Annotated in this window: 17 protein-coding genes; 5 read left to right on the plus strand and 12 right to left on the minus strand. The window is 61.6% G+C overall.

Features of this window, described 5'->3' with window-relative positions; translation table 11 throughout:
* The 6 genes from DN412_RS05410 to DN412_RS05435 form a co-directional block, all read right to left on the minus strand.
* On the minus strand, positions 1-1,221 hold the full coding sequence (locus tag DN412_RS05410) for a CaiB/BaiF CoA transferase family protein (protein WP_115013565.1): 1,221 nt from the start codon (positions 1,219-1,221) through the stop codon (positions 1-3).
* A gap of 164 nt (positions 1,222-1,385) precedes the next feature.
* Complete coding sequence (locus DN412_RS05415) at positions 1,386-2,228, minus strand: hypothetical protein (RefSeq protein ID WP_115013566.1); 843 nt, start codon at positions 2,226-2,228, stop codon at positions 1,386-1,388.
* A gap of 96 nt (positions 2,229-2,324) precedes the next feature.
* Positions 2,325-3,308: a tripartite tricarboxylate transporter substrate binding protein gene (locus DN412_RS05420; protein ID WP_161563983.1), complete on the minus strand. Its 984-nt coding sequence runs from the start codon at positions 3,306-3,308 to the stop codon at positions 2,325-2,327.
* A 35-nt stretch (positions 3,309-3,343) separates the two neighbouring features.
* On the minus strand, positions 3,344-4,531 hold the full coding sequence (locus DN412_RS05425) for a fumarylacetoacetate hydrolase family protein (protein WP_115013568.1): 1,188 nt from the start codon (positions 4,529-4,531) through the stop codon (positions 3,344-3,346).
* A gap of 10 nt (positions 4,532-4,541) precedes the next feature.
* Positions 4,542-5,342 carry an enoyl-CoA hydratase/isomerase family protein gene (locus DN412_RS05430; protein WP_115013569.1) on the minus strand — a complete coding sequence of 267 codons (801 nt, stop codon included), beginning with the start codon at positions 5,340-5,342 and terminating at the stop codon, positions 4,542-4,544.
* A gap of 30 nt (positions 5,343-5,372) precedes the next feature.
* Entirely contained in the window at positions 5,373-6,632 is a 1,260-nt protein-coding gene (locus DN412_RS05435) for an alpha/beta fold hydrolase (RefSeq protein WP_115013570.1), read from the minus strand.
* Positions 6,633-6,747: 115 nt separating this feature from the next.
* On the opposite strand from DN412_RS05435, the gene DN412_RS05440 reads away from it, so the two are divergent.
* Positions 6,748-7,338 (plus strand): CGNR zinc finger domain-containing protein, encoded by a 591-nt coding sequence (locus DN412_RS05440; RefSeq protein WP_115013571.1) that lies wholly within the window; start codon positions 6,748-6,750, stop codon positions 7,336-7,338.
* 27 nt (positions 7,339-7,365) lie between these two features.
* On the opposite strand, the gene DN412_RS05445 is transcribed toward DN412_RS05440, so the two are convergent.
* Complete coding sequence (locus tag DN412_RS05445; RefSeq protein WP_244222564.1) at positions 7,366-8,070, minus strand: DUF1345 domain-containing protein; 705 nt, start codon at positions 8,068-8,070, stop codon at positions 7,366-7,368.
* A gap of 110 nt (positions 8,071-8,180) precedes the next feature.
* Positions 8,181-9,026, minus strand: a complete 846-nt coding sequence (fdhD, locus tag DN412_RS05450) for a formate dehydrogenase accessory sulfurtransferase FdhD (RefSeq protein WP_115013573.1) — start codon at positions 9,024-9,026, stop codon at positions 8,181-8,183.
* Between fdhD and DN412_RS43725 the strand changes: the two genes are divergently transcribed.
* The 3 genes from DN412_RS43725 to DN412_RS05460 all read left to right on the plus strand — a co-directional run bounded on the left by DN412_RS43725 (position 8,986) and on the right by DN412_RS05460 (position 12,620).
* Positions 8,986-9,189: a hypothetical protein gene (locus DN412_RS43725; RefSeq protein WP_167471070.1), complete on the plus strand. Its 204-nt coding sequence runs from the start codon at positions 8,986-8,988 to the stop codon at positions 9,187-9,189. The genes fdhD and DN412_RS43725 overlap by 41 nt on opposite strands.
* A 168-nt stretch (positions 9,190-9,357) precedes the next feature.
* On the plus strand, positions 9,358-11,637 hold the full coding sequence (locus DN412_RS05455; protein ID WP_115013574.1) for an FdhF/YdeP family oxidoreductase: 2,280 nt from the start codon (positions 9,358-9,360) through the stop codon (positions 11,635-11,637).
* 65 nt (positions 11,638-11,702) lie between these two features.
* Complete coding sequence (locus DN412_RS05460) at positions 11,703-12,620, plus strand: bestrophin family protein (RefSeq protein WP_115013575.1); 918 nt, start codon at positions 11,703-11,705, stop codon at positions 12,618-12,620.
* Between the two features lie 63 nt (positions 12,621-12,683).
* On the opposite strand, the gene DN412_RS05465 is transcribed toward DN412_RS05460, so the two are convergent.
* Both DN412_RS05465 and DN412_RS05470 read right to left on the minus strand, forming a co-directional pair.
* Positions 12,684-13,502 (minus strand): family 1 encapsulin nanocompartment shell protein, encoded by an 819-nt coding sequence (locus DN412_RS05465; RefSeq protein WP_115013576.1) that lies wholly within the window; start codon positions 13,500-13,502, stop codon positions 12,684-12,686.
* Positions 13,495-14,544 (minus strand): Dyp-type peroxidase, encoded by a 1,050-nt coding sequence (locus tag DN412_RS05470; RefSeq protein WP_115013718.1) that lies wholly within the window; start codon positions 14,542-14,544, stop codon positions 13,495-13,497. Before DN412_RS05470 ends, DN412_RS05465 begins: the two co-directional genes overlap by 8 nt.
* A 674-nt stretch (positions 14,545-15,218) precedes the next feature.
* Between DN412_RS05470 and DN412_RS05475 the strand changes: the two genes are divergently transcribed.
* Positions 15,219-15,806 (plus strand): helix-turn-helix transcriptional regulator, encoded by a 588-nt coding sequence (locus DN412_RS05475; RefSeq protein WP_078199689.1) that lies wholly within the window; start codon positions 15,219-15,221, stop codon positions 15,804-15,806.
* Between the two features lie 150 nt (positions 15,807-15,956).
* On the opposite strand, the gene DN412_RS05480 is transcribed toward DN412_RS05475, so the two are convergent.
* Together DN412_RS05480 and DN412_RS05485 are read right to left on the minus strand one after the other, a co-directional pair.
* Complete coding sequence (locus DN412_RS05480) at positions 15,957-17,198, minus strand: ABC transporter substrate-binding protein (protein WP_115013577.1); 1,242 nt, start codon at positions 17,196-17,198, stop codon at positions 15,957-15,959.
* Between the two features lie 28 nt (positions 17,199-17,226).
* Positions 17,227-18,282, minus strand: a complete 1,056-nt coding sequence (locus DN412_RS05485) for a cyclase family protein (RefSeq protein WP_115013578.1) — start codon at positions 18,280-18,282, stop codon at positions 17,227-17,229.
* Between the last annotated feature and the right edge of the window lie 241 nt (positions 18,283-18,523).

Genomic DNA, 18,523 nt, shown 5'->3' on the forward strand with positions numbered 1-18,523 from the left:
TCAAAGGACCGAGTTCTCGCGCAGGCGCCCGATGGCGCCGTCGTCGTAGCCCAGCAGGGTTTTCAGTACGTGTTCGGTATGCTGACCCAGCAGCGGCGGTGCCGACGTCGCCTCGGGTGGCGTGGCACTCATCCGGATCGGGTTGCGCACCAGCCGGACCGCACCACCGAGCGGGTGGTCGACCTCGACCTTCATGCCGCGGGCGACAACCTGCTCGTTATCGAAGACTTCCGCCAGATCGTTGATCGGGCCGCAGGGGACGCCCGCCGCCTCCAGCAGCGCGATCCACCGGTGCTTGCCGCGCGTGCGGACCATGTCGGCCAGGATCGGGACCAGCGTGTCGCGGTTCTGGACCCGTGCGGGATTGGTAGCGAACCGCTCGTCATCCGCCAATTCCGCTCGCTCACCGATCTCGACGAACTTGCGGAACTGACCGTCGTTGCCGACCGCCACGATGATCCAGCCGTCGCTCGCCTCGAAGGACTGGTACGGCACGATATTCGCGTGCGCATTGCCCCACCGCTTCGGGGCCGTCCCGCTGGTCAGGAAGTTTGCGCCGACGTTTGCCAGCATCGCCACCTGCACATCGAGCAGCGCCATGTCGATGTACTGCCCCTCGCCGGTGCGGTCTCGGTGCGCCAGCGCAGCGAGCACGGCGGTGGTCGCATACATGCCCGTCATCAGGTCGGCAATCGCCACGCCGGCCTTCTGCGGGCCGCCACCCGCGTAGCTGTCGTGCTCGCCCGTGATGCTCATGAAGCCCCCCAGCCCCTGGACGATGAAGTCGTAGCCCGCGCGCGCGGCATACGGGCCGTCCTGCCCGAACCCGGTGATCGAGCAGTAGATCAGGGCCGGGTTGATCGCCTTTAGCGAGGCGTAGTCGAGGCCGTATTTCTGCAGCTGGCCGACCTTGTAGTTTTCCAGCACCACATCGCTCTGTGCCGCCAGCTCGCGCACGATGCGTTGCCCTTCCGGCGTGCCGATATCGACCGTCACCGAGCGCTTGTTCCGGTTGGCCGCGAGGTAGTAAGCGGCCTCGCGCGTAGCCACGCCGTCCGCTGTCGTGAAGTACGGCGGGCCCCATTGGCGCGTATCGTCTCCGGCGCCCGGGCGCTCGATCTTGATCACGTCGGCACCGAAGTCGGCGAGAGTCTGGGCACACCACGGCCCCGCCAGCACACGTGTCAGATCGAGCACGCGGATATGATCCAATGCACCCATGCGGATTCTCCTGTCGTGGAGTTAATCTTGTCTCAGGCGTGCCGCGACCCTGGCGCCTCGGCGACGCGTGCCGAGGCGCAAGCGGGAAGGCGGCCGGTGAGGAAGGTTACAGGCTGGTTATGGCCCGATCTCACCAAAGCTTTCTGGAGCGCCATTCATTCCATCTATCGAAACTCAGCCGATGAAATGTCAACGCCTCCCCATACTTGAGATTTGATGGGGTTGCCACCTTCGTCCAGCCGATAAGCGCGGCGCTTTGTCGGCACCACGATCCCGTCAAAGATCTTGTGCTCGTCGCAGTAATGCGCGATGCGGCCCGAGCCAGCCAGAGTCGGGCCATAGTCCATGCGCCGCAGTAGCCCTTTATCGTCGAAGTAGAACATCTGTTCGCGCGAATGCGTGACGAGGTCAGGCGGGTACGTGACGCGGAGGCGACGCCACGATTGGCCATTCTCTTGCCAGGTACCGTAATCCTCGAAGTTGAAGCCCGTGTTCGCGAACACGAATGGAATAACGAAATAATTCCAATGGGCGTATCCCGAGAAATATGCGAGATGCAGGTCGTCCCACTTGGACAGGGCGGTCTGGCCGGCAAAGGCATCACGCGGGTTGTTGCGCTCCCGCAGTACCGTTCCGTCAGTGCGTTCCAGTGACACCCGGTCGGGTCTGTACACCAGGCATAAATCGGGTTCCCGGAATCCTGTCATTCGAACGTACGGCTCCCGGGTGGTCCCTTCGCAGACCAGATCTGCGAGTTCATTTCCGCCGTGGCCCTTTCGCTCGAAAAGTCCGCCGTAAAGCGATATCCGCATCGAAAAGCGGGTGAGTTGTCGCCAGCGTTCCAGTCCGCCGTGCGCAGCGATGGCCTCATCGCGAAGCGCCTGGCCGTCGCCGGCCTGCGCAGCATCCGCTACCTTCGACATGCCGGATGGACCTAGCAGCGCCCAGGCGATAGAGCCTGCGAGGCCGCTCTTAACAAATGCACGACGGCCATTACGATATTCCATTTGCATTTCCTCATGACTTACGGACGACACGAAACGTCCTGGGAATTATTTGTGGAAAATAGCCAGAAAACCCTCTGCCGCTCTCACGGCGCGATCCTAGTATGAGCTGGCTTTTATCAGCTGCTGTGCTCTTATTACCCGTGCTTGTTCTGCCTGGAAGAATTTTTCTGTATCTTCCATAGACATTGGGCTCATGGGCGTTGCCCCGGTCGATGTAGCCCAAACTTGGTAGTCCCGGTCGTTGACGGCTGCTGCGAAGACATCATGGAGCTTCTTCTGGACCTCCGGCGGAGTCTTTCGAGACACAAAGATGGCCGGCCAGATCTTGTATCGGAAATCCTTCAGGAGCTTGCTTTCCCCCGCTGCGGGAGAGTTTGGCAAATGCACGCTTCGCTGATCGGAGGCAACGAAAACGACATGAAGTTTCCCGGCTTTTACCAGGTCTATGATCTGGCCATTAAGAGGCAGGAATGCCAGGTCAATATTCCCTGCCAGGATATCCTGCAATACTAACGCACCGCCTTTATACGGTACGTCGATGCCATCCGTCTTTGTTTGTGCGCGGAGATCCAGGGCGGCGATGTGAGAAAGTGATCCAGGACCCCAGTTTCCGAAAGATAAAGGATTGGTTTTACGTTTCTTACTTAGTGCAATTAGCTCATCAACCCCCTTGGGGGCCTCCTTCATGGTGGATACCAGAGCCATATCGGAAATCCGCAACGGATAGACAAGTTTAAATTGATCCACCCCCACATTCCCGTTCTTCTTTAGCGTCGACAGTCCCATGAGATCGTCTCCGGTAAGGCAAGCGACGGTGTTCCCATCAGCTGTGGCACTCAGGGTTGACTGCGCCGCAAGCAGACCTGATGCTCCGCCGAGATTCTCTGGAACGATGGTTCTCCCGGTGATCCGCTTCAGTGGAACACCGGCTCGTCTGACGGCAGTGTCCGCGGCTCCGCCGGCAGCGTAGCCGACCTTGATGACCAGGGGCGATGGATTGGTATCCGCTGCCTGAGTAATGAGTGAAGAGAGGGCCAGGGCGAAGCATGTCGCCGTCAGTCGCAGTGCGCGATAGTTCACCAACGTCTCCTAGAATTAGATTCTTTCTTTAAATGTCACGCAACGATAGCGCGCACCTCTCCAAGGCCGACCATTGATCCATTTGACAAAAGTGCGCGCCCAGTGAAAATAGTCTCATCTCCATCCTCAAGGTAGGCCCTTGTTTCCCCGTTACTAAGCGTAATCGGTTCATTGCCATTTTTTGTAATTTCCAGCAAGCAACCCAGTTGGTCTTCCTGCGTGCCACTGACGGTGCCAGACGCAAATAGATCGCCCACTCTTGCTCGCGCGCCGTTCACGGTCATATGCGCAAGCATCTGAGCCGGCGACCAGTACATATCCCGGAAATTTGGCTTGGTGATGGCGTTACCGTTGATCGCTACCTCCAGTGCCAGATCCAATCCCCATGGAGGCACTTCTCCCCTGAGGTAGGACGATGGAATCGGATTTTGCGGGCCCAAAGGCCGCCGCGCACCCTCTAATGCAGCAAGCGGAACGACCCAATGCGAGATGGAAGTACAGAATGACTTGCCGGTGAATGGTCCAAGAGGAAAGGTTTCCCACGCTTGCAGATCCCGCGCGGACCAGTCACAAACGAGGTTGACGCCGAAGACATAATCATCGAACTCGTCGATTGTCACCGGTTGGCCAATGGGCGATGTGCGCCCCACGACAAAACCCACTTCCAATTCAAAATCGAGCTTTCCGCTTGGCCCGTATGCGGCCACTCCGCCTTCCGATGCGGACTGACCCCACGGACGCTTCACTGGCACGCCAGACGGGTACACCGTTCCCGCCCGGCCGTGATAGCCGACAGGAAGACTCTTCCAGTTGGGGTGCAAGGGCGGAGTCCCGGGGCGAAAAAGTCGCGCAACGTTCGCCGCGTGATGCTCACTTGCGAAGAAGTCAACATAGTCTGCCACGTCGAATGGCATCCCGAGATGCACGTCATTGAGTGCGTGGGCGTTCCTGACAACCGAATCGCGGAATCGCGGACGCTCTAGTGACTCAATGATCCGGCCGCGCAGCTGACTCCACGTGCCACGGCCTTGTGCCATGAGCGAATTGAGTGAAGATGCGCTCAGGTAGGCGTCTCCAAACATTCCAGAGAGATCAAGAACATGGTCACCGAGGCGGGCTCCGATTCGCGCCTTGGAGCCGTCCGAGGGTTGGAAAATGCCGTAAGGCAGGCATTGAATCCCAAAGAGATCGTCGCCACAGAGTTTGTCCAGGTCGAAGGGCATCTCGCTTGCCTCACTTGCCAGTAAACGTCAGAGAGGGCCGCGCAGCGCCTGTGGCCAATGCTTTTGCTGCAGAATCGATCCCTGCTCGCACGTCTTCACTATCAAGAACGGCAGGGATAAGCTCGATCATCTGGGAGTCGGCTAGACCGATCCCACCGGATGCCCATGCTGCGAGAACGGCCTTGGTCGCCGCATGCGCGCGGGTGGGACCTTCTGCCAGCAGCCTGGCCATGGCCAATGTTTCGTCGCCGATTCGTTCGTGAGGCACTACCTTGGAAACAAGGTTGAGCTTGTGAGCCTCTTCTGCGGAGAGATTCTCCGCAAGCATTACGATCCTGTTTGCGACGTTTCGGCCCGCTCGCTCCGCGATACGCTGTACACCGCCGGCTAGCGGAAAGACTGCAATTGTCGCTTCAGTAAAGCGGAAATTGGCCCGTTCGCTGGCGATCACGAAATCCGTATGCAGCGCAAGCTCGAAGCCGAATCCATTGGCGCGCCCATGCACGGAAGCGATCGTGGGAATGGTCAGGGTTTCAAGTGCGGAGAGGATTCCGTTAGAGAACTGCCAGCGTTCCTTACGCTTCTGATAGGAGTCATAGGTTGGCCATTCTCGAAAATCGCCGCCCATGCAGAAATTTTCCCCTTCGGCATTGACCACAAGAGCGCGAACGTCAGAGAGCGCCGCTTCGCGCACGGCTTCGCCCAGGTCTGCAACGAGTTTGCGGTTGGCGCGATTTTCGGGAGGGCGATGCAGGGTGACATAGCCGATGGAATCTTTGCGAGAAAAGGAGACGAATTTTTCAGTGCTCATGATCTGGTTTCCAACTTGAACAGAGGATATTTAGCGAAGTGGCCAGACTTGGGCGAGCTCGTCGGCGTCTGTCAGCGTGTTTGCCATGGCCACGACCCGCCAGCCGTCAACGGTGCGATGCACTTCGAAATGAGAGGCAACTCTTTGTATTTCCTGATCTTCCGCGCCTCGGCGGGACCAGATTGCATCGACACAGGCTGCGGACTGGTTGTATACGGTGACCCTTCGATCCAGTAGTTTTGTAGTCCGGTATCCGCTCGCTTTCAGGGGGGCTTGCGTCGCGCGGATCTGCGCCACTACGTCGCTTTCAGTCATGAGCCACTGCGTTCGAACCATCGCTGCGGCGTGAAGCGGCACCCCCCAGTACTGCAGCATGGTCTCGGGCTCCGCGGCTCCATTACCGACGGAGATCCATGCGTCAAAGTATTGCTTGAAGAACCACTCCTCGAATTCCTCGGCAGTCTTGTCGAGGTTCGAGGCGCTGACAGGCTGCGGTGCGGGTGGCTTCTGCTTGATTTCAGCAATGAAGGCGGCTACCGCGTCGGCGGTGGCCAGAGGTTGTTCAACGTGCGGCCAATGCCCTGCCGCAGCAATGTGTTGCGTGCTTGCATTGGCAAATCGGGAACACACGGCTTCTTGTAGAAAGGATGGCGGGAAGAATTTGTCGTCAGAGCTGATGACAAGCGTCGGGGCGGAAACGCTTGAGGGAATTTCCCCCAATCGATGTCCTTGCACCCAAGCCTGCAATTCGACCAGGGATTCGTCGACAGGCGTGTTCACTGCCGATGCCACGAGAACTCGCATTGCGTCAGGCGCGGCTTCAAATGTCCGGGCCGCGCGTCCTTTCTCAACCAGTTGCGGATCCTTCTGCCTTGCCAGTCCCTGGAAGGCTTGCATCTGATCCGTAGTCAGTGGGTAGCCACGGAGTGGTGCGGGGAGGATTAACGCTAGCGCATCCACCCGGGACATTCCGGCTACCAGTTCAGCAACCTGACCGCCCATGCTGTGGCCAACAACCACGACGGGTTGTTGTGGCTCGCGGAGCTGCTCGATCAGTCCAGCGACACGACTCGCATACGCGTCGAGAGCGCCGGTGCTGACTCCCTTCGCATAGTCCATTGAAACAACCGTCCAACCGTCCAGGCTGGCGGCCGACGCGAACCCTTGCCAGGTATGGCGATCGTCCAGGAACCCGTGAAGGAGGGCGATCAAGCCCCTCGACCCCTCCCTCCAGATTTGGTACTGCACCCCTGGTTCTGAAATGGCTCCAGCAGTCTTCTCGTCGCTCATGCTTTCCTCTTGAAACCGGTTGAAGTGGTGTCATTATAAAACCGGTTGAACAGGTGTCAAGGCGCGGGCGTGTTGGTACAATCCCTAGAAATCACGATCAGGCGAAGGAGAAAAAGTGGAAAACGCGGACTACAAGGCGCTTGCGTATGTGGGCGGGCGACGTTGTCTCGACTTTGTCGCCACATGTCGTAAGCGGTACTCGCAACCGGTCGAACTTCTTGCCGATGCAGGATCCCTATTGACGTGGCTCAGGGAGGCCGGCTTCGAGACAAGGCAAAACGCCGATGTCACGTGTTCGGCTAACGACCTGCAGGAAGCGATACGTCTGCGGGAGGCGATTTACCATCTCGTTCGAGCGTCCACTGAAGGGCAAGCTTTTGCGCAAGAGGACGCAGACGTCGTGAATACTTTTGCCAGGCTTCCCAACCTTGCTCCACAGCTAACGGCAGAGTGCGTTGGTGATTTGCAGAATCCCTGCAAGCTTGGCTGGGCTGCCGATGCGTTTGTACCGGCAGCCCTCTCGACGATTGCTCGCGACGCTGTGACTTTGCTGTCTTCGCCTCTTATTGCGCGAGTTAAGTCGTGCGCAAATCCGAAATGCTCGATGTTATTTTTGGATGACTCGCAGGGCCTGAGGCGAAAGTGGTGCTCCATGAGCCGATGTGGCAATCTTTCGAAGCTGGCGACATATCGCTCGCGCCAATAGGGCACAAGCAACTCAAGGCCACGTCGCCTATAAACCGCCCAGTGCGTTCACGGTGAACGCCAGAATCCCCATATTGAAAAGAAACGCAGCCATGCAGTGGCCCAGGGCCACCCTGCGCATGTGTGCGCCGGCGATGGTCACGTCCGAAGTCTGGAAGCTCATGCCCAGCGTGAAACTGAAGTAAAGAAAGTCCCAATAGTCGGGCTCCTGCACGCCCGGCACCTGCAGCCCGCCCTGGTCGCCGGTGGCGGTCTGGAGGTAGAAGAGATGCGCGTAGTGCAGCGTGAAAACGGTGTTGGCAAACAGCCACGACAGGATGAGCGTGGAGACGATCAGCACAATGTCGGCCCAGTGCGGTTTTTCGGGGCGCGCGATCAACGTGCCGATGGCGACCAGGACGACCATCGACAGCAGCACGGTGATCGCAAGCAACGCCACGCGGTTGGCATCGTTGTCCTCCGCCGTGCGCCGCATGGCCGCGGGATCCGCGCGCAACAGCGGCAGCGCGGCGGCAAGGAAGACAAGAACCGCGAGATCGAAGCCGATCAGCAGGGCGATGCGCGGATCCGCGCCAAGCGCGACCGCGGCAACGGTCGCGACAATCAATATGGCCGCGCACAGCAGAAAGCGTGCGGGTGCGATGCGCTTGCCGATGGCGAAGCGGGCGGGTCTGTTCATAGAGCAGTCATCCGGGTGAACCTTCGCCAGGGAAGGAGTCTTGTCATCCGACAATGATATCCATGGATGAACCCGATGCCACAGTCGGGCGCGACCCGGTGAGTCTTCGGGCGGAAGTCGCGTTCGACCAGGAGGCGACGGGACCCGGGGGTGTGACCGGCAGCCTAGGCAATCCGCAGGCGTTCGGGACGTGTATAGACGACCAGGCTGCCACTGCGCACAAAGCCGGCCAGCGTTACCGCAGTGGCTTCCGCCATCCGCACGGCCAGCGCCGTCGGGCCGGACACCGCGGCAAGAATCCCGGCGCCGATCGATGCCGTCTTGAGGACCATCTCGTAGCTGGCCCGGCTGGTGACAATGACCGCGCCGGTCTTTGTATCCTCATTGCCGCTCGATAGTGCGCCCGCCAGCTTGTCGAGCGCATTGTGGCGCCCCACGTCTTCCCGCACCAGGACCAGCGTGCCATCCGCGCGTAGCCATCCCGCCGCGTGAGTGGCTCCGGTATCGCGCAGCAGCGTCTGGCGGTTGTGCAAGGCGGCGAAAGCCGCGTCGAAGACAGACGGGTCGAAGCTGGCCGTGCTCTGCACCGGCCGCGGCACGCGCATGACGTCGTCAAGAGACTCAGTGCCGCACAGGCCGCAGCCCGTACGCCCCGCCAGCGCGCGACGCCGGGTCTTCAGCCTGGCGAAGGCGGCGGAGGCGATCTCTAACTTGACAGTCACGCCGTTGCCGCCCGCTTCCACGTCGATGCCGTAGATCTCGCGCGCGTTGTCGACAATGCCTTCGCTGAGGCTGAAGCCGATGGCGAAGTCATCGAGGTCGGCAGGCGTGGCCAGCATTACCGCATGCGAGATGCCGTTGTACTCGAGCGCGACCGGTGCCTCTTCGGCAAGGCGGTCGTCCTCGGCCGTCACCGTGCCGTGACGCCAGCGCCTGACCCCGACCGTGCGCTGCGCCGGGACATCTTCCATGCCGGCGCTGCTGCCTTCAGCTGGCAAATCCCGCCTCATCGCCTCTCCGCGAGAACAAAACCCGGCCTGCCGGGGGGCAGTCGCGGTCATGAAAAGCCTTGGCAACTTCACGGCCAAGGCCATGGTCACGACGCCTGCAATCCAGCCTGTGACTAACCAGAATAGCCGGGTTCAGCCGCTTGCGCTGGCACGTATCGAATAAGCCATTCTCCGCGAGGTTTTGTGAGCTGTCAGGCATGCATTGGGGAGGGGAGCGCTATTTGTAACCGCTACTTGCCGAGCGGTAGGCCGAGTCTATTGTTATGAAAAGCTCGCCTTGCGGCACAGGCGGCAGTCGCCCAAGGGGGTGGTTCACGTTCACGGAGCAGACATGGCGACTCGACGGGAAGTGCCCGGCATCAGGCCGTATGACGGACCCGCTGGTGGTTGGGGTGCGCTTCGCGCAACGACCCAGGCCATCCGACTGCAGATGGATAGCGTCAAGGCTCCGATCACGCTGCTTCGGACCAACCAGCCCGATGGTTTCGATTGTCCGGGCTGCGCGTGGCCTGACAAAGAGCACAGGTCCACGTTCCAGTTCTGCGAGAACGGGGCCAAGGCCGTCACCTGGGAAGCGACCAGCAAGCGGGTGCGGCCAGAGTTCTTTGAAAGCAATACGGTGTCGTCGCTGCTGCAACGATCGGATTTTGAGCTGGAGGATATGGGGCGGCTTACCCATCCGCTTGTCTACGATCGCTCCACTGACACGTACCGGGCGGTCGACTGGGGCACTGCGTTCGCCCGAATCGGCGAAATCCTGCGTGGGCTGTCGCCTGACCAGGTCGAGTTCTATACCTCGGGCAGGGCATCGAACGAGGCAGCTTTTCTCTTCCAGCTGTTCGCGCGGGAATATGGCACGAACAACTTCCCGGATTGCTCGAACATGTGCCACGAACCCACCAGCGTGGGCTTGCCGCAGTCAATCGGTATCGGCAAAGGCACGGTGTCTCTGGAGGACTTCGACAGTTGCGAGCTTATTATCTCAATCGGCCACAATCCCGGGACCAATCACCCCCGCATGATGGGAACGCTTCATGAAGCCGCACGGCGCAATGTCCCCATCGTCGTGTTCAATCCGCTGCGCGAGCGCGCGCTCGAACGGTTCGCGGATCCCCAGAACTGGCTTGAAATGGCGACTTACGGCTCGACCAGGATCGCCTCGACTTACTATCAGGTCGACGCCGGCGGAGACGCGGCCGCCCTCAAGGGGATCATGAAGGCCCTCCTGGCCATGGATGCCGATCGGGGAGATATTCTGGACCGTGATTTCATCGCGGTGCATACCGAAGGCTTCGACGCATTTGCCGCGGACCTGGCAGCCACGACGTGGGAAGACATCGAGAAAGCAAGCGGGCTCGCCCGCGCGGATCTTGAGCAAGTGGCCGACCTCTACGCGAAATCGAATGCGACGATCGTCACCTATGGCATGGGCGTCACGCAGCACAACAAGGGCACGGCCAATGTCCGTCTGATTGCCGATTTGCTGTTCCTGCGCGGAAACTTTGGCAAGCCCGGGGCTGGCATTTGTCCATTGCGCGGCCATTCCAACGTGCAGGGCAATCGAACGGTCGGCATCACCGAGAAGCCGGCGGACAGCTTCCTTAAGCAGATCGAGGATGTATTGGGGTTCAAGCCGCCGCAGACGCATGGACATGATGCCGTCAAGGCGATGCAGGCAATGATAGACGGCAGGGCCAAGGCCCTGATTTGCCTGGGCGGAAACTTCGCGGTAGCGCTGCCCGATTCCGAACAGTCCTTTCCCGCGATGGGCAGGCTCGATCTGAGCGTCCATATTGGCACCAAGCTCAATCGCTCGCATCTGCTGGTGGCGAAGGAGACGTATCTGCTGCCGTGCCTCGGTCGCACGGAGCTTGATGTCCAGGCGAGCGGGCCACAGTCGGTGACGGTCGAGGACTCGATGTCAATGGTCCATGCATCGGCCGGCAAGCTTACGCCGGCCTCTGAGGAACTGCGTTCCGAGCCGTCGATCGTGGCCGGCATGGCCAACGCGACGCTGCCGAACAGCAAGGTCCCATGGCTGGACCTGGTGGCGGACTATGACAAGATCCGCGACCTGATCGAGAAGACCGTGCCCGGATTCGAGAACTTCAATGCACGCATCAGGATGCCGGGTGGCTTCCGCCTGCCACTGCCGCCGACCGAGCGCAAGTGGCCGACGCCAACCGGGAAGGCGATGTTCTCCGTGTATGGCGGGGTGAAGGAAGACGCCGATGTGCTTGGCGGAGAAAATGTCCTGCGCCTGATGACGATCCGCAGCCACGACCAGTACAACACCACGATCTATGCATTGGATGACCGCTATCGAGGCGTATTCGGGCGGCGCGATGTGCTGTTCATGCACGAAGACGACATGGCTGCGCGCGGACTGGAGCATGGCGACCTGGTCGACATCGAGACCATCGTGACCGGCAGGCAACTGCGCCTGAAGAAGATCACGGCGATCGCTTACGCAAATATCGCGCGGGGTTCGGTCGCGGCGTACTACCCGGAGGCAAACGTTCTGGTGCCGCTGGACTACATCGACAAGGAAAGCGGGACGCCTTCTTACAAGTCGATTCCCGTACGTGTGTTGCTTTCGGAGGTGACGTGATCCGGGCGGGCTTTCCAGACTTCTATGCGGTTCGTAATGAAATAAGAGCTTCTGCACAATAAAACATGATCGTACGGCCAAAGAGAAACTGGTTCAGCATGCTCTTCGTATGGAGCGGGTCCGTTTTGCAGACCATCATCCCGCAGTTGCTCTTCCTGGCTCTTGTCAGCGGCTTCGCGGTCCTGACCCACGGGCGCATACTGGGTGAAAAGATCCCGCTCAATACCGCCCCGTTGACCCTCTTTGGCGTGGCGCTGACCATCTTTCTGGCGTTCCGGAACAATGCCAGCTATGAGCGCTTCAAGGAAGCGCGCTACCTTTGGGGGCACGTGCTGATCGCCTCACGCTCGCTCACGTCGCAGATACTGTGTTACGTCCCCGAGGACCGCAGCGAGGATCGAATCCAGCTGGTCAATAGCCTGATTGCGTTTGCCTATTCGCTGAAGCATGAGCTTCGCAAGACGGACCCGACCCACGACCTTGTCCGGCTTCTGGGGCGCGATGCGGTGGAGGCCTTGCGCTCAAAGCGCTACAAGCCGACGGCAATTCTCTATGAGGTCCGCCACAGACTCGCTCGCCTGCACCGTCGTGAAATGATTTCGGAGACCAAGCTCTGGATGTTTGATGCCCAGATCAACGAACTGGCGACCACAGTAGGCGGGTGCGAGCGCATCGCATCCACGCCGATTCCGTTCTCCTACGGGGTGCTGCTTCATCGCACCGTGTACGCATATTGCATCATGCTGCCGTTTGGCCTGGTGGATTGGACGGAGTTGTTCACGCCGATCATCTGCGTCTTTGTCGCCTACACGCTGATCGCACTGGAGGCGATCGCCGACGAAGTCTCCGAGCCATTCAGCGAGGCACCCAATGCGCTGGCACTCGATGCCATCGCACGCAATATCGAGCGCTCGCTGCTGGAACTCTCCAATCGCGAGATCCCCGAGGAGACATTGCCAGACCGCCAGTATCAACTGACGTAGCAGGGGATGGCTGCGGTCAGTCCGACGCGCCGAACCTGGCCGCGCCGGCGCGATCGGCAACCACTACTTTCCAGCCGCTTGCCCTGACAGTTCGAGCGGAACCGATGCCTCGCTCGTCAGCATCAGGAAGGTCAGCGTTTCGCGCAGGTACAGCCGGACCACGTGGTCCGTATGGCTGCTGTAGCCGATCGACAGATCCTCGCCAAGGTGCAAGGCGTAGTCGCCGCCGCGGGTCGACACTACGCTGCCGCCGCTGATCGCCGGCGCCCAGACGATCTCGCCGCTGACGATCCGCTTGATGTGGTCGATGACCGGATAGCCCTGGTCGCGCGCGCCCGCCAGCGCGGTGTACGCGTCGGCGCCGAGGAGCACGGAGTAGGGGCCGTCGACGCCTGCAAGCCGCAACGCCTCGAGCGCATCGCTGATCACGTTCGGATAGTCGTTGATGTCGGCCGGCAGCGTGAACTTCGGATTCGACGAGCCTTCGCGGATGCCGACGATGCCCGCCTGCCGATAGCCGTCGAAGATGGCGCGATCTTCCGCAAACGCAAGCTGCCTGGCCGCTTCCTTGGCCGGCTGCCAGTCGGCGTCGCGCGCGCCGCGCTCGACGCTGTCGATCGCTTCGCGCTGGAGCTCGAACGGCACGGTCAGCTGGACCAGGGCCCTGACCTCGCGCAGCTTCGCGCCGACGCCCTGCAGCGGCGCCTCGAGGTCCAGCAGGTGTCCGGTGCCCACGCTGGCCAGTTCGGGGCCGCCGGGGCCGATCACGTCTGTCACACGCCGTCCTGCGACGGAACGCTTGAAGGTGCGCGCCACCTCCTCTTCAATCTGAGTCCACGCGGCACTGGTGATCGGGGCGAGTTCGCGGTGCAGGTTATTCATATTGACGGTTCCCTTTGAGCGATCCGATATTCAATGAGCCTTCCCGGTGCGGCGCGGCCGACGGTGCGGGCGCCGCATGACCATCACTGGTAGAAGGGCCTTGGCGGTCCGCCAGTGCTTCGAGCAGGTCGGCCGACGGGATGAAGAACAGGCTGCCAGTGACTGCCTTGCTGAAGTCGAGCAGCCGGTCGTAGTTGCCGGGCGGCAGTCCGATGAACATGTTCTCGAGCATCTTTTCGATCGGCGCCGGCGAACGGGCGTAGCCGATGAAGTAGGTGCCGAACTCGCCCGCGCCGGGGCGGCCGAACGGCATATTGTCACGCAGGATCTTCACTTCCTGGCCGTTCTCGACCAGCGTCGTCAGCGAACTGTGCGATGACGAGGGTTTGATCTCTTCGTCCAGTTCGATGTCGGACAGCTTTTTGCGCCCGATGATCAGTTCCTGCGTTTCCACTGGCAGGGCATTCCACCCGGCCATGTCGTGCAGGTACTTTTGCACGATGACGTAGCTGCCCCCGGCGAACTCGGCATCTTCGTCGCCGATCACCGTGAAATCGGTCGCCTCGCGTCCGGCCGGATTCTCGGTGCCATCGACAAAGCCGATCATCGCGCGCATGTCGAAGTTGCGGAATCCGTGCACCTCGTCGACAACCTGGATCGCATCGCCGAGCTTGCCGAGCAGCTGCGTGGCAAGCTCGAAGCAGAGGTCCATCGATTCGGCGCGGATGTGCAGCAGCAGGTCGCCCGGCGTTGCGACGGCGACGCGCTCGCCGGTGCCGAGCTCCCGAAAGGGATGCAGTGCCGCGGGACGGGGCCCGCCGAAGAGCTGGTCCCATGCATCGGAGCCGAAGCCGCAGACACAGGACAGGTTGCCGCCCGGCACGCGATGACCGACGGCGCGCACCAGGGCGGCAACGTCGGCACACCACGCGCGGATGGTGTCGGCGTGGGCGTCGCCGTCATTGAGCGTCGCTACGATGAATATCGCGCTGCGGGTGACGGTGCCGGAAACGGCTTGCGGTTCGGGGACATAAGTAGGCATCGGGTTCTTCATTTTTTTAAACCGATACGGTTTGCGGGCAAACGGAAGGGAATGGAATGCGTAAGCCTACACGAATTATGTGGCTTCCCTGGCCTTCGGTTTCTCCGGACCACGCCGTCGTCCGGATTGTGCGGGCGGTGACCGCATGAAGGAAAACCTGCTTCGCGTCGCGCGAACCAGATGAGGGTGTAGGGCTGGCGCCGAACAGGTACGGCCGGGGGGCATTGCCGCGGCGTTGCACGGACCCCGCTGACAGAGGCCGCTGCCACCTCTGTCAGCGGGCCGGGCCGCTCCCCTCCTGACCTCGACTCGCCCCTCGCAAGAGGCAGGCAATGCCGAGGCTTGGCACATTTGCCCCGACTCTCGTGGAATACGGCTTTGGAAGCCCCTGGCGGGGCCATTGTTATGTGGCCGAAGTGCGGGCAAATGATGGCCATGATGGTATCGAAACCGTACAAAAGTCATACCCTGCTAATCAGCAGGGTGCCTTTCAAGGCGCATGGGCTTGAGCGGCGCCATTAAAGGCTCTCCGGCTTGCGAGCCTTGCACGGTTTTATCGATGCCAGCACTGTACATGCGCTGGCGCGTGGTCTAGTCTTCACGTTGACCCGCGTTCGGGTGAGGCGGGCCGAAGGGGCTAATCAAAGCGCCAGTATCGGGGGGTCTGGACTGCCATGAGTATCGAGATCGGAAAAGACATCACCGGGTTTGCCGACCAACTGCTGGACGCCGTGTTCCTGGTCGACACCGGCGGCCGCATCCAGTATGTCAGTGCGGCCTGCGAGGGCATTTTTGGCTATAAGCCGAGGGATATGACGGGCGAGTACGTCATCGATCTCGTCATGCCTGCAGACCAGGACCGGACCATTGCCGAGGCCAAGCAGGTCATGTCCGGGCAGAAGCGGATCGGCTTTGAAAACCGTTATCGCCACAAGAACGGCAGTGCCGTCCATATCATGTGGTCTGCCGGATGGCTCCAGTCGGAACGGCTGCGGGTCGGGGTTGCCCGCGATATCACGGCGCTGAAGAAGGATCGCGTGCTGGACCTGGGCCTGGCGCTTTCGTCGGTGCCGCTGGCACCCCACGAGCAGAAGGTCTTGCGGCTGCTGTTGACCGATGCATCGGAAAAGCAGATCGCCCAGCGCCTCGGGCTGGCGGTTTCAACGACCCATTCCTATGTGACCGGCATCTTCCGGAAATTCGGCGTCAGGGGCCGTGCCGGATTGATGAGCCTGTGGCTGGAGAACCTGACCAGGGATTAGCGGTAGCGGAAAGCCGAACGCTTGCCCGGGCTCAACTGCTCATTACAAAGCACAGGTTGTATTTCTTGAATACAACCTGTGCTTTGTGCTTGTCAGAAACCTTCGCTGCGCGGTTCATAGACCGCTCAGGCCTCCCTGTCAGGGCCGCCGTCAACGCCTGAGCAGCGGACACTGCGACTTCGACACCGGCATGAACGCCTGCTCGCCCGGCACCGTGGCCAGCACCTTGTAGTAGTCCCACGGGTACTTGGATTCGGCCGGCGTCTTGACCTCGAACAGATACATATCGTGGATCATGCGGCCGTCTTCGCGGATGCGGCCGTTCCTGGCGAAGAAGTCGTTGATCGGCATCGACTTCATCTTCTTCATCACCGCCGCGGTTTCGTCGGTGCCCGCAGCCTGCACGGCCTTCAGGTAGTGCGTCACCGATGAATACGCCCCTGCCTGGCTCATGTTGGGCATCTTCCTGAGCTTGTCGAAATAGCGGCGCGACCAGGCACGGGTGGCATCGTTCAGGTCCCAGTAGAAAGCCTCGGTCAGCACCAGCCCGGCCGCGGTCTTCAGGCCGATGGCGTGGATATCGTTGATATAGAGCAGCAGGCCCGCCATGCGCTGCGTGTTGTTGCGGGTCAGGCCGAATTCCGAGGCGGCCTTGATCGCGTTGACGGTGTCGCCGCCGGCATTGGCCAGGCCCACCACCTGGGCCTTGCTGGCCTGCGCCTGCAGCAGGTAGGAGGCAAAGTCGCTGGTGCCCAGCGGATGGCGCGCGGCGCCCAGCACTTTGCCGCCGGTCTCGTTGATGACCGCGGTGGCCGATTCCTGCAGCGTGTGCCCGAAGGCGTAGTCCGCCGTCAGGAAGAACCATGTCTTGCCGCCACGCTGCACCATGGCGCGCGCCGTGGTGTTGGCCAGCGCGTAGGTGTCATAGGCGTAGTGCACTGACACCGGCGTGCACAGGTCGTTGGTGATGCGTTCGGTGCCCGGGCCGGAGAACACCACGATGCGGTTCTTCTGCTTGGCCACCTCCAGCACCGCGAGCGCCGGCGCCGACGCGGCCACGTCGAGGATGGCGTCGACATTGGCGGTGTCGAACCACTCGCGCGCCTTGTTGGCGGCGATGTCGGCCTTGTTCTGGTGATCGACCACCACCAGCTCGATCTTCTTGCCCAGCACCTTGCCGCCGAAATCGTCGATGGCCATCTGCGCGGCGGTGGCGCTGCCGCGGCCGGTGACATCGGCATACAGGCCGCTCATGTCGAGCAGCATGCCGATCTTGACGACGTCGTCGGAGACGGCGGCCCTGGGCTGGGCTGGGGCATTGCCGCAGGCAAGCGCCGCGGCGAAGGCGAGGGCGCTGGCGGCAATGCGGCGGATCGCGTGGCGATGGTTCATGGTGTCTCCCTGGTCTATTGTTGTTGGCTCAAACTGTGGCGATGGGCGTGACCGGCGAGCCCACCGCGCCGGGCAGGCGCAGCGGCGGGGCGGTCAGCTGGAAGCGTGTGCGGCCGTTGGCGCGCAGCCAGTCCGCCAGTTCGCGCAGGTACCACAGCTCGCCCAGCGGCAGGCCCAGCTTGAACAGGCAGTGGTGGTGCAACGGCAGCAGCGGGTGGCTTTTGTCACCATCGGGTGCGGGGCGTGCCGGATAGCGTTCCACCGCGTAGTTGTCGGCGATCAGCGCGGCGATGCCGGCATCGGTAATCCAGTTCAGCAACTTGTCGTCGCGGCCATCAAGCGCGCAGCAGCTGTGGTGTAGCACGGCTTCGTCGGGTTCCCGCTGCATCGACAGCACCACCTCGGCAAAGCCGGTGCGCAGCAGCAGCATGTCGCCGCGTTCGACTTCCACCTTGCCGGCCTCCAGCGCGTGCATCAGGTCGTCGTAGCCGACATTGCGGAAGTCCATGCCGAAGGTGTGCGCCAGGTCCACCAGCACGCCGCGCCCCTGCATGCCCTTGACCGCGAAGTTCTCGATGCCCAGCGCGTGCGCGGCGCTGTGGTCGTGGCCGCAGGGGTGCGCGGCGAAGTTGTCGTCTTCGGCATAGTCCACCGGGCCGACGATATGCTCGTTGGCGCGATAGCCGTTGTAGTAGACGCGCTCCGGCCGGCCGTCGCCGTCGGCATCGAACAGCGCGCCCACATGCGCCAGCGCATCCCATTGCGTGCTGTACTGCAGGCACAGCAGCACCTGGTCGTCGCTGATGACATCGGTGGCGGCCGGGTCCACCTTGGCCAGCGGGAAATTGGTGTAGGGCGTGTCGTCGCGGAAGGTGGGCCGCAGCACCGGCGGGTGCCGGCGCGGGTTGAGCTTGCTGCCGCCAGGGTAGTCCAGCGGCAGCGACAGGCAGAAGCTGATACCGGCCTGCACCTCGCGCGCGCCTTTGACGACCTGTTCCGGGCCGATCAGGTTGGTGCGGCCGAGCTGGTCATCGGGGCCGAAGTCACCCCAGTTCGAACCTTGCGGACGTTGCTTCCAGCGCATGAGTCATGCCTCCTGTCGTATGCGTGGCCGAGGGGAGCGGCCGGGTGGTGTGGGTCGTAAGCGGGGCGCGCGCGAGGCGCCTGGCCACGCGGGGCGTCTTTATCCGCCTCACGTGGCGTGAAACCGGTTGCATACTTATAGGCGATGTCGCGGGGCGCGGTCATTCTGCGGTGCAGCAGAATATCGGCTGCCCGGCTTTTCGCCGAGGGCGCCTGGCGGACCTGAGCTCAGGCACTGACGG

The sequence above is a fragment of the Cupriavidus lacunae genome (assembly GCF_003353055.1).
GTDB classification, from domain to species: Bacteria; Pseudomonadota; Gammaproteobacteria; order Burkholderiales; family Burkholderiaceae; genus Cupriavidus; species Cupriavidus lacunae.